This is a genomic window from Virgibacillus sp. L01 (assembly GCF_052246775.1).
GTDB lineage: Bacteria > Bacillota > Bacilli > Bacillales > Amphibacillaceae > Lentibacillus.
This window is the reverse complement of the sequence record NZ_JBQQCP010000011.1, coordinates 85,592-96,206: the sequence shown is the minus strand read 5'-3', so window position 1 is coordinate 96,206 and position 10,615 is coordinate 85,592. Positions and strand designations below refer to the sequence as shown.

The following is a 10,615-nucleotide window of genomic DNA, read 5'->3' as shown; positions in this document are numbered from 1 at the left end:
TATTCATAGTAAGGCTCCTTTCGTAATGTGGCTCTGATTTGGGTTTTTCTTTCTTAGTAACAGTCTACCAAATTAACCCACGACTTTACGATTAAGGAGCCAGTTTTGTTCATAGTAGCTATTTCCTTAAAAACCCTCGTTTTAAGCTTGAGTTCGGATCCTCGTTCCGCTATTTATCATTTCTACCTCAAATTTAGCTGATTTTCTGCTATTAACGGAACGAGGATCCGCCTCACCCTTCCGAAACCATCTTCTCTGCTATTTAGCGGAATGAGGATCTACTTCGACTGTTTATCCGTTCCTCATTCCAAGTGGCAATACTTCATCCCCTTAGTTTGTTTCTAAATTGTTAATTAAATTGTTGATCACGAAACCTTAGGTGTTTTGTATTGTTTGCTTTCCTTATATGCTGTTGTTTCTTCTGAATAGATACTGAAATGCATGAATAATAATAAGGCATCCACCAAAAATGGCAAGACACTGCAGCGTCATAGCCAATAGTGTTAAATTAAGAACTGTAGTTAAAATTATACCTAACAGAAATAGCACCAGAAAAGCCAAACTACTCATGATATACGCCAACAATTTAATTGATTGCAACGAAATCACCCATTTTGTAAGTGGGTGCACTATTAAATAGATTATTATAATTCCAATAAATATATAGAGATACTCTGCTTTAATTCCTGCTGGCAAAAGATTATTTATGTTTGCTGTAACGTAACTTCCGACCATTTATTTCAACTACTTTCCAAAGATTTATTATTCAATATAAACAATTTTCTTTAGGAATATACAAAGCATGCTAATCTGATATAATTGCTATTATTGAATGATAAAGGGGGATATTGGCATGAACAGAGCTTTCATCTATATTATCTTAGGTGCTGCCCTCTGGGGTACAATTGGCTGGTATGTAAAAAACTTATATTCGTACGGATTTACACCAATGGAAGTTGTTACACTTCGAGCATGGTCTGCGGCTATTATACTAGTCATCTACTTAATTATTAGTTCACCAAAGAAACTAAAACTAAACTCCATACGTGATATTAAATATTTTATCGGTACCGGGATCTTCAGTATCATCTTTTTCAATTACTGTATGTTTACGGCAATTGAGCTATCAACAATCCCTGTTGCTACAGCCTTGCTATACACAGCGCCGGCATTCGTTACACTATTATCTTTTTTTCTTTTTAAAGAAGCCCTGACACGACTAAAAATCATTGCCCTTTTAATTACACTAATGGGAACAGCACTTGTTGTTGGGTTAGTACCCTTAAACCTAAAAACTTTTCAGCTGACAAGTATTCTATTCGGATTAGGGTCAGGTATTGGGTATGCCCTGTATAGTATTTTCAGTAAATTTGCATTAAAAAAATACTCAAGTCTTAGTATCACGACCTACACATTTATTGTAGCTGCTGTCACATTATTGCCATTTTTCCCTTATCAGGAAAAATTTCATATGCTACTGGACCCTACAGTATTATTTTATGCATTCGGATTAGGCTTCCTCCCAACCGCATTTGCCTATATTATTTACACGCACGGTTTAAACAACACAGAAGCTTCCAAAGCGTCTATACTTACGACAATCGAACCTGTTGTGGCAACATTAATCGGGATATTCATTTTTCATGAACCCTTTTCCTTTATACAAATGATCGGAATGGCGTGCATTATCGGTGCTGTAATCTTAATACAAGCCTATTCCAGCCCTAAATTTAAAAAATCATCAGTAAGTGATATCAATCACGACATGTAAACAATAAATCCACTATTATCTAAGTAAGTTCACTAATAGGAGGTAATAGTAATGAGTCAATTTACTACTGAGCATACACCAGCCGAAATTGTAAAGGTGTTTCCAAAAGCGAGTGATTTGTTCAAAGAACGTCGAATCGATTTTTGCTGTGGTGGGGATCGTCCACTTGGAGATGTTTTTAAGGAAAAAGAAATAGATAAAACAGTGGTCTTAGGGGAACTTAACAGTGCCTTTGACAGTTGGAAACTAGAAGATCATGAAGTAGTTGATTGGGATGCGATCCCACCTGCTGAATTAATTGATCACGTTGTTCACACACATCACGCATATCTAAATGAAGAGCTCCCTGCTTTAGGACAATTTGTCACTAAGATTTTTCGTGTACATGGTGCAAACCACCCACATCTAAAAGAATTACATCGCTTATATAACGATTTCAAAGTAGACATGGAAGAGCATATGATTAAAGAAGAAGGCGAAGTATTTCCTTTAATTAAAGAATATCAAAAAAATCCTAGTGAAAAACTTCTGAATCATATCCATGAGGCTAATGGCGGTTTAGAAGACGAACATGAAGCATCAGGAAACATTTTAAAACGCATGCGGGAGATTACCAACGGATTTGAACCTCCAGCAGATGCATGCAGTTCATACCGAATCACATATGCCCGATTAGCGGAAATAGAAGAAAATACATTCCAGCATGTTCATTTAGAAAACAATGTACTTTTTAAAAACTTATAATAGTGGCGTTGTTAAGGGGTTTATGAAGTACATTTAGTTTCTTAGAACCCATAGTATTTAGCTTCATTAACTGCATAATAAAACAGGGGCAGCATTTTTGTTAAATGTGCCCCTGTTTTTTGGTTTTTAAAGATAGTTTCTGCTTATCAACCTATGTTATGATTATCAATAGAAAAATTGACTAATGGATCAAACCATAAGCTTTCATTTCTATCTACTGATAATTAGGAAGAAAAGCGTTCTAGTTTATTGGACTTTTTATCCGACTGTTTCTTTTCCAGACGAAGTTCAATTTGTTCTAACTCATTCTCATCTCTTAATAGTTCTTGCTTGTTTTGCTGTACTAGGTCTTCAAAATTTTGGTATTTTATTGGGCGCATTATTTCACACTCCTTTATAAACTGCTCATTATTTATTATACCCTATATGTTGTACAACAAATCAAAATTATTTGAACATTTTATGAAATTTTTACACTGGAGGTTTACTGATGCGACCAAATCTTAATAATTCTATTAAAAATATTGAAATATCGGGGATTCGAAAATTTTTCAACATGGTGTCTGATGAACAGAACGTCACATCTCTAACAATAGGACAACCTGATTTCCATACACCAGAGCACGTTAAAGAAGCTGCAAAAATTGCTCTTGATCATAATAAAACAATGTATACGCACAATGCAGGGATAATTGAATTGCGAACTGCCATCTCGAGATTCTATGAGAATAACTATGGCGTTAATTATGCCCCGCAATCAGAAATAATTGTGACATCAGGCGCCTCGCAAGCTATAGATATAACATTTCGTACTATATTATCTCAAGGAGACGAAGTGATTTTGCCTGCACCAATTTATCCCGGGTATGAACCACTTATAAAATTGGCTGGAGCAGATGTTGTTTATGCAGATACAACCAATGATGATTTTAAACTTACAAAAGACAATCTGGATAAACATATTACAAGTAAGACAAAATGTGTCGTTCTCCCCTACCCTTCCAATCCAACAGGGGCTTCATTCACTAAGAATGAATTACAAGAACTGGTTTCAATCTTGCAGCACAAAAATATATTTATTTTGGCAGATGAAATATACAGTGAGCTTGTTTATGATCGGAAACATACATCAATCGCAGCGTTTAACGAGGTTAAGGATAGAACGATAGTCATTAATGGTGTTTCTAAATCACATGCTATGACTGGGTTTCGAATTGGATATACTCTAGCCCCAGAATGGTTAACAAAACACATGCTTAAAGTTCACCAGTATAATGTGTCTTGCGCAACATCCATTAGCCAATACGCCGCATTAGAGGCGTTAACAAACGGATTGGATGATCCCGCTAAAATGCGCAATGAATATAAGAAGAGACGTGATTATGTATATAATCGGTTAATTAATATGGGTCTCCATGTTAATAAACCAGATGGAGCATTCTATTTTTTTCCTAAATTTCCTATCAAAGATAGAGTATCATCATTTCAGTTGGGAGTTAATTTAGTTCGAGATGGCAAAGTTGCTTTGGTTCCAGGGGATTCTTTCTCTTCCTTAGGTGAAGGTTATATGCGTCTCTCTTATGCATACGATATCGAAACAATCAAACTTGGACTTGACCGCCTTGAGGCTTTTTTACAGAAGGAGAAATTATTTTAATACAGTTCCAAGCTAATCTATACTTTTTTGGTTGTCAGTCTGCTTTATATCATCAAAAAGATTTAAAAGCCTGTCTAATTCTTGACTTATTGTAATTGATTCAACACTAGTAAATCCTTTTTTTAAGGCAACATCAGTCATTTTATCACGTAGGAATTCTATTCTTTCCAGAAGCTTTTCTGTAGTGCACATATTAATTTATATCGTACCTCCTTTTGCTACTTATTTAACTTTAGCACAGGTTCACAAATATTGACAAGTTTCTGCTTTATTAATTGAAAAGCCTACTCTTATGTACTAAAAGTGATATTCTAGAAATGTAGATTCTATACTGTAGGAGGATTTCCGATGTATTACAAAAGAAATGAATCGTATCGCTTCGTGTTTAATCAGCCAATTGAAGGAAAAATGACGAAAAGAGAAGAAAACAGTACAGTAACTACAAATGTTCATATTCTTGATGTAAGTAACGAAGGGGCGAAGATTAACTGTAAAAATGTAATAGATTTGAAAAGGGATACGAAAATAAATATCTCCTTTAGTCTTAAGTCTCATTCCTTTCACGCATCAGGCAGAATTATATGGATTAAAAACTTTCACCATTCTTCTGAGGTAGGTTTACATTTAAATACGGATGACGAATATAAAAACAACATGATAAAAGAGCTTAAGGAAATTGCCAAGCAAAATAAGAAGATGAATTAAGGTATGACTTACCTCAAGTAAATTTCTATTATACTTTTTTCATGAGTGTACGGGTAAAGAAAGGATGTCTTCTTTGACTAAACAAAAAAAGAAAAATGAATGGCTGGAATGGGGAAAAGCTATATTAATAGCAATAGTTCTCGCCTTTTTTCTAAGATCATTCGTATTTGCAACATCGATTGTGGACGGTGAGAGTATGGAACCTACTCTTGAAGATGGAGAAACAGTACTTTTCAATAAGTTCACCTATTTATTTGATAAGCCACAACGCGGTGACATCGTTATTATCGAAAGACCACTCAAAAATTATGTCAAGCGAATTATCGCGATGCCTGGTGAGACCATTAAAGTAGAGGATCATACATTGTATATTAATGGTGAAGAATATGGACAGCCATTTATAAAGAAAAATGCTCAGAACAATACTGGAAGAATTGGCCCTATTAAAGTACCAGAAAACAGTTATTATGTTATGGGAGACAATCGAATAGTAAGCAAAGATAGCAGAAATGGCTTAGGGTTCGTTAATGAAGATAATATTATTGGGAAATCAGAAATTATCATCTTCCCATTTGACGAATGGGCTATGACAAAATAAAGGACAGGATCGGCATCAAATTTGTCTGCCCATTTATTAGTTAGAAAACCAACATGGCTGCCGATTGCGCAGCCATCTTCTTTATGAAAGGTTGTTTCTAATTCTAAGTGGTAAAATTAGAATCATACATTTCGCCCCTGTTGTTGAAGAACACATTTTTAAACTGAATTAGGATCCGGTTTACTGATTTGACGGATCCACATTCCGAGTTTGCAGTATAATCCTGACAAGTATAAGGCAAAACGGTATTCACCCTAAAAACTTGCACGCCAAACTATAAGGGATTCTTAGAAAGCAATTTAAGCTTACATAAGAATCCCTTTAACAAAAGCCAACTTTTCTGATATTGGGGTGTTTATTCATTATCAAATATGCAGTAACCTATATTTAACGCAACTAATCCAAAGCAAATGATACCAAAAGCTGTTTCCCAAAGTTCCATATGTTTGTACCTCCCCTATTTTATTTTATGTACAATCTAACATTTTATATTATTATTCCTTCTCCTATCATATCAATTTCCTTTCCCAAAATAAAGCAAAAATATGATAAAATAGAAAAGAAATATGCTTAGTAATATGAAAGTAGGTTTTGTTATGCACCACTGTCCTTATTGTGGCACAAAAGTGAAAGAAAATGAGTTATATTGTATAAAATGTGGCAAACAACTACCAGAAGATACAGACGAACGACTCAACAACCATAAATCATTTAATAAGTATTGGTATATCCCTATTTCAATATTGGCCGTAGTTATTTTATCTGCAGGTATTTACTATATATTCCTGCAAAACCAAACAGCTCAAGCAAGCGACTTATACAATAAAGCCGAAGAAAGCGTCATGGATGGCCAGTATGAAGAAGCAAAAGAGTTACTTAATTCTGCGCTTCAAAATAACAAGGAATTTACACAAGCAACTATTGCATTAAATTACGTACAGGAAGCTCTGAAAATAGAAAACAGTATAGAAAAGGCTAATAAATATTTGGAAAAACAGGAATTTCAAAATGCACTATCTATCATAAATGATGCAGAGAACGCATTAAGCAACTATAACGGCAATGCTGTTACACAATTAATTAACAAACTTACATCAGAACGTAATTCAATAAAGCTGGAAGAGCTCAGACATAAGTTAGATCAGGATCCAAGCATTGATGACATGAAAACGTTGCTGTGGGAAGCTGAATCCATTAAGCATGACGATGCAGAAGAAATTACGACTGGCATTCGAAATCAAATTATTAATTATACTTATTCAAAAGCAAGTGAAAAACTGAATGAAAAACAATTTTCAAATGCGATGGTAATAGTTGAAGACGGTTTAAAATATGCTCCAAATTCAGGAAAACTGCAAAGCCTGAAAACAACAATTGATAAAGAAAAAACAGCCTTTGAAACAGCTCAACGTCAACGAATTGAGCAAGCGATAAGCTCTGCAGAAGAAGAAAGAAAATTAAATGAAAATGATGCGATTGAACTTGTTTCAGTAAATGTTAAAAATAATGAACAAGGGAAATTGGTTGTAAAAGGGAAAGTAAAAAGTGTTGCAACAATACCGATTAATACAATATTAGTTGAGTATGCATTGTCATCTAAATCAGGAAGCGAATTTTTATCAAATAAAGTATATGTATATCCAGAAACACTATATCCCGATGAAGTTGGTGAATTTGAATTCACCCATTTCGATATTGATCAAGAAGGAAAAAATATTGATATTAATGTAGACAAGATAAAATGGTACACCAATCAGTAATGTTTAGCGAGGTGAACACATGCATAAATTGCAAATTAAACCATTAATAGCATCAGCTGTTGTCGTTATAATCGGTTTCGTCCTGTTGTTTTTCATTCATAACCAATGGGGTACACAAAACGTAGCTGTAAATAATCCTGTTATTAATAAAGTTGAGTCAAGCTCCCGAAGTATTGATTTAAAAACAATTATCCATGAATCCGAAAAGAGTGTTGTACAAATAGAAGGACAAAATGAATTCAATACAATTACCGGATCAGGATTCTTATATAACAATAAAGGTGATATTATTACGAATGCACACGTTGTAAAGGATGCCGATGTAATATATGTTAGAACTGCAAACGCGCGTGCTTTTCCTGCCGCAGTAGTTGGAATGGGAAAAGATACAGATATTGCTGTTATTCGCGTTCCACAGCTTGCTGGTCAAAACTCTCTAACAGTTGAAAAAGATGCGCAAGCTGAAATGGGCGATGAAGTTATAGCACTTGGCAGCCCGCACGGATTTCAGAATACAGTAACCTTAGGAATAATATCTGGTACAGAACGGAATTTTTCAGTTGATGGCTTTAATTATGAAAATATTTATCAAATATCAGCACAGATAACACATGGCAATAGTGGTGGACCACTAATAAACAGAGAAACCGGTAAAGTTATTGGCATTAATTCTGTGGGTACTGAGGATGGGACAATTGGCTTTAGTATTCCGATAAGCAAGGTCATTGAAAAAGTTACAAAGTGGTCGAACGAAGCACAAAATGAACAGCTGGACTTTGCTAATACTTCCGAAATCGGCAGCAATACAAAGCCAAAAGAACTAAAAGAAAATGCTGAATACATCATTGATTACTTTTTTGAAAGTATTATTATAAGAGATTATGTAGGTGCGTATACATTGCTGGGAAGTTCAATGCAAGCTGAAAACTCTTATTCAGATTTCCGGGAGCGTTATATCCACATTATTGACTTGGAGTACTCCGATTTCTCTAGCAAGATTGTCAAGAACGACCAAATTGAAACAACCGTTAATGTGACTGTGGAGACAAACCTGCAGAATAAAGAAGAAACAAAAAAAGAAGTCTTTAAATATGTACTAACCATTGGGAATGAAAATGATCAATTAAAAATTTTAAACTTGTCAAAAACCCTGGTTGAATAGTTCAAACACGCATTCATGATAAATTAATTAGTCAAACGTCCATACGTTTCGTTGCATTTATCATATAGTATAAGTGTAACACGTAGGAGGTGATAATGAATGGGTGGTTATGGTGGTTACCAAGGATATGGTAACAATTTCGCGCTAATCGTTGTGCTTTTTATCCTGCTTATTATCGTAGGAGCAACTTTCTATTATTAAAAAAAGCTTGTGCTACTCTTAGCACAAGCTTTTTTACATATTTTAATTTTTTCACCCTACTGTCTTGAACAATTTTGTTAATTTATCAGGAGGCAATGGTTTGCTAAAGTAAAATCCTTGCATCTCGTCACACTTCTCCCCTTCCAGAAAGTTAAGCTGATCAATTGTTTCTACCCCTTCTGCGATAACCTTCATATCCAGTGAGTGTGACATGTGAATAATTGATTTTACAATTGCCTGATTTTGTTTCTGATTTTCATTCATGAACATTTTATCAATTTTCAGCTTGGTAATTGGAAACAGGCTTAAATATTTTAATGAAGAATACCCCGTACCGAAATCGTCAATTGAAACCAACACACCAAGTGTACGTAAACGTTGAATTGTTTCCAGTATATACTCTTCATTTGTCATCGCCATACTTTCCGTTATTTCAAGTTCAAGATAGGATGGTTCAAGACCAGTATCGTGCAAAGTCTTCTCTATCTTTTCTACTAAACCTTTTTGGTGAAACTGCTTTGCCGATAAATTAACACTTACAATAACAGGGGTATATCCATTCTCCTGCCATATCTTATTTTGTTTACAAGCTTCTTTTAAGACCCAATCACCAATATCAATAATAAGACCTGTTTTCTCAGCCAGCGAGATGAAGTCGTCTGGAGGAATATACGCTTTTACAGGGTGATTCCAGCGGAGTAATGCTTCCATACCAATGATCTTTCCAGTATTAAGGTTCTTCTGTGGCTGATAATGCAGTTCAAAATGTCCTTCTTTTAAAGCTTCCCTTAATTCACTTTCCATTGTGAGCATTGCTTTGAAATTCTCTGAAATAGAGGATTCAAAAACATTATAATTATTATGATGCTGTTCCTTAATGACATACATCGCAGAATCAGCATGTTTAATTAAATCATTTGGTGTTTCTCCATTTTTGGGATACATACTAATTCCGATACTAATGGATATAAACATTTCGTAACCATCAATCTTAATTGGCTTTTCAAACTCAGAAATCAAACGCTTTGCTAAATCAATTGCAGCATCTTCACCCTTAGTATATCGTTGCAAAATAAGGAATTCATCGCCACCCATTCTGGCGATAAATGTATCTGTCTTCAAAAATGCTTTAAACCGATTACCACATGCCTTTAGTAATTGATCACCGAAAGAGTACCCTAATGTCTCATTTATTTCCTTGAAGTAATTTACGTCAATAAAGTATACAGCCAGTATTTCGTCATTTAATTTGGCTTCTTTAATCGCTTCTCCTAATACTTTATAGAAAAAATTTCTGTTTGGTAAATCAGTAAGCTCATCATAATATGCCATAAATTCAATTCGTTTTTCATTCTCTATTCTATCTGTTATATCTTTAATGATTGCAACACGGATAATGTTACCTTGGTTATTATACGGATGTTCCATGAATTCCATGTAAAACGTTGTACCATCTTTTCTGACACCCGTTAGTTCATAGGGTTTATCAGGGTCATTATGGATAATTTCATCCAATTTACAGGTGCTGTTGGCATCCATTAATTGTGATAATTTTAAATTTTTGATTTCATATTCGGAGTAATCAAACATATCGGCAAAGGTTTGATCACAATCAATTATGACTTCATTATCATACATTACCATGCCTTCAGCACTAGCATGTATTAAATGATTAATATATTTCTTTACTTCATCTGTTTTATCATGAATAGGTAAATCACTCATTATCAGACAATACGCATTATCATTAACTCGAATGGATTTTACTTCGATAAGCTTCCCATTATTATTCTTTTGTTCCATCAAGAGATGGCTTTCGTCATTTTCTGTAAGCAGGTTAAAGTCCAAATAATCAAAAACAGATGTATACTCTTCCATTTTCAATAAAGAATGAGCAGCTTTATTACCTTTTATAATTACTCCGTTTTTTCGAACAAAAAGAAGAGCCTCCTTTAAACTTTCAAAAACTTGATTATGTATTGGTAATACATCTTCCTTTGACATGGAAATCCACTCC

The 10,615-nt window shown here is 34.4% G+C and carries 11 protein-coding genes; 8 read left to right on the top strand and 3 right to left on the bottom strand.

Annotation, left to right across the window (positions count from 1 at the left end; genetic code table 11):
* Nucleotides 1-853: 853 nt before the first annotated feature.
* Nucleotides 854-1,771: a DMT family transporter gene (locus tag ACTWQM_RS17545; protein WP_443259457.1), complete on the top strand. Its 918-nt coding sequence runs from the start codon at nucleotides 854-856 to the stop codon at nucleotides 1,769-1,771.
* A 51-nt stretch (nucleotides 1,772-1,822) separates the two neighbouring features.
* Nucleotides 1,823-2,515, top strand: coding sequence for an iron-sulfur cluster repair di-iron protein (ric, locus tag ACTWQM_RS17540; protein ID WP_443259456.1), 693 nt, complete (start codon nucleotides 1,823-1,825; stop codon nucleotides 2,513-2,515).
* A 224-nt stretch (nucleotides 2,516-2,739) separates the two neighbouring features.
* Here ric and ACTWQM_RS17535 read toward each other — a convergent pair whose 3' ends face one another.
* A complete protein-coding gene (locus ACTWQM_RS17535; protein WP_443259455.1) occupies nucleotides 2,740-2,895 on the bottom strand; it encodes an FbpB family small basic protein in 156 nt (51 codons plus the stop codon).
* Nucleotides 2,896-3,005: 110 nt separating this feature from the next.
* On the opposite strand from ACTWQM_RS17535, the gene ACTWQM_RS17530 reads away from it, so the two are divergent.
* Nucleotides 3,006-4,172: an aminotransferase A gene (locus ACTWQM_RS17530; RefSeq protein WP_443259454.1), complete on the top strand. Its 1,167-nt coding sequence runs from the start codon at nucleotides 3,006-3,008 to the stop codon at nucleotides 4,170-4,172.
* A gap of 12 nt (nucleotides 4,173-4,184) precedes the next feature.
* Here the strand turns inward: ACTWQM_RS17530 and ACTWQM_RS17525 are convergent, their stop codons facing one another.
* A complete protein-coding gene (locus ACTWQM_RS17525; protein ID WP_443259453.1) occupies nucleotides 4,185-4,364 on the bottom strand; it encodes a Spo0E family sporulation regulatory protein-aspartic acid phosphatase in 180 nt (59 codons plus the stop codon).
* Nucleotides 4,365-4,520: 156 nt separating this feature from the next.
* Between ACTWQM_RS17525 and ACTWQM_RS17520 the strand changes: the two genes are divergently transcribed.
* From ACTWQM_RS17520 to ACTWQM_RS17500, 5 genes are all read left to right on the top strand, one after another.
* A complete protein-coding gene (locus ACTWQM_RS17520) occupies nucleotides 4,521-4,877 on the top strand; it encodes a PilZ domain-containing protein (protein WP_443259452.1) in 357 nt (118 codons plus the stop codon).
* A gap of 73 nt (nucleotides 4,878-4,950) precedes the next feature.
* Entirely contained in the window at nucleotides 4,951-5,475 is a 525-nt protein-coding gene (lepB, locus tag ACTWQM_RS17515) for a signal peptidase I (protein ID WP_443259450.1), read from the top strand.
* A 578-nt stretch (nucleotides 5,476-6,053) separates the two neighbouring features.
* Nucleotides 6,054-7,235: a zinc-ribbon domain-containing protein gene (locus ACTWQM_RS17510; RefSeq protein ID WP_443259449.1), complete on the top strand. Its 1,182-nt coding sequence runs from the start codon at nucleotides 6,054-6,056 to the stop codon at nucleotides 7,233-7,235.
* A gap of 19 nt (nucleotides 7,236-7,254) precedes the next feature.
* The gene (locus ACTWQM_RS17505) at nucleotides 7,255-8,397 is read left to right on the top strand and encodes a S1C family serine protease (RefSeq protein WP_443259448.1); all 1,143 of its coding nucleotides are present in this window, start codon (nucleotides 7,255-7,257) and stop codon (nucleotides 8,395-8,397) included.
* 99 nt (nucleotides 8,398-8,496) lie between these two features.
* On the top strand, nucleotides 8,497-8,598 hold the full coding sequence (locus tag ACTWQM_RS17500; protein WP_209480272.1) for a YjcZ family sporulation protein: 102 nt from the start codon (nucleotides 8,497-8,499) through the stop codon (nucleotides 8,596-8,598).
* 51 nt (nucleotides 8,599-8,649) lie between these two features.
* Here ACTWQM_RS17500 and ACTWQM_RS17495 read toward each other — a convergent pair whose 3' ends face one another.
* Nucleotides 8,650-10,602, bottom strand: a complete 1,953-nt coding sequence (locus ACTWQM_RS17495; RefSeq protein ID WP_443259447.1) for an EAL domain-containing protein — start codon at nucleotides 10,600-10,602, stop codon at nucleotides 8,650-8,652.
* Nucleotides 10,603-10,615: the final 13 nt, after the last annotated feature.

What these genes read in the sequence shown, in the direction of transcription:
- ACTWQM_RS17545 (WP_443259457.1), top strand. Translation starts at nt 854, where the DNA reads ATGAACAGAGCTTTCATCTATATTATCTTAGGTGCTGCCCTCTGGGGT.
- ric (WP_443259456.1), top strand. Translation starts at nt 1,823, where the DNA reads ATGAGTCAATTTACTACTGAGCATACACCAGCCGAAATTGTAAAGGTG.
- ACTWQM_RS17535 (WP_443259455.1), bottom strand. Translation starts at nt 2,895, where the DNA reads ATGCGCCCAATAAAATACCAAAATTTTGAAGACCTAGTACAGCAAAAC.
- ACTWQM_RS17530 (WP_443259454.1), top strand. Translation starts at nt 3,006, where the DNA reads ATGCGACCAAATCTTAATAATTCTATTAAAAATATTGAAATATCGGGG.
- ACTWQM_RS17525 (WP_443259453.1), bottom strand. Translation starts at nt 4,364, where the DNA reads ATGTGCACTACAGAAAAGCTTCTGGAAAGAATAGAATTCCTACGTGAT.
- ACTWQM_RS17520 (WP_443259452.1), top strand. Translation starts at nt 4,521, where the DNA reads ATGTATTACAAAAGAAATGAATCGTATCGCTTCGTGTTTAATCAGCCA.
- ACTWQM_RS17510 (WP_443259449.1), top strand. Translation starts at nt 6,054, where the DNA reads ATGAAAGTAGGTTTTGTTATGCACCACTGTCCTTATTGTGGCACAAAA.
- ACTWQM_RS17505 (WP_443259448.1), top strand. Translation starts at nt 7,255, where the DNA reads ATGCATAAATTGCAAATTAAACCATTAATAGCATCAGCTGTTGTCGTT.
- ACTWQM_RS17500 (WP_209480272.1), top strand. Translation starts at nt 8,497, where the DNA reads ATGGGTGGTTATGGTGGTTACCAAGGATATGGTAACAATTTCGCGCTA.
- ACTWQM_RS17495 (WP_443259447.1), bottom strand. Translation starts at nt 10,602, where the DNA reads ATGTCAAAGGAAGATGTATTACCAATACATAATCAAGTTTTTGAAAGT.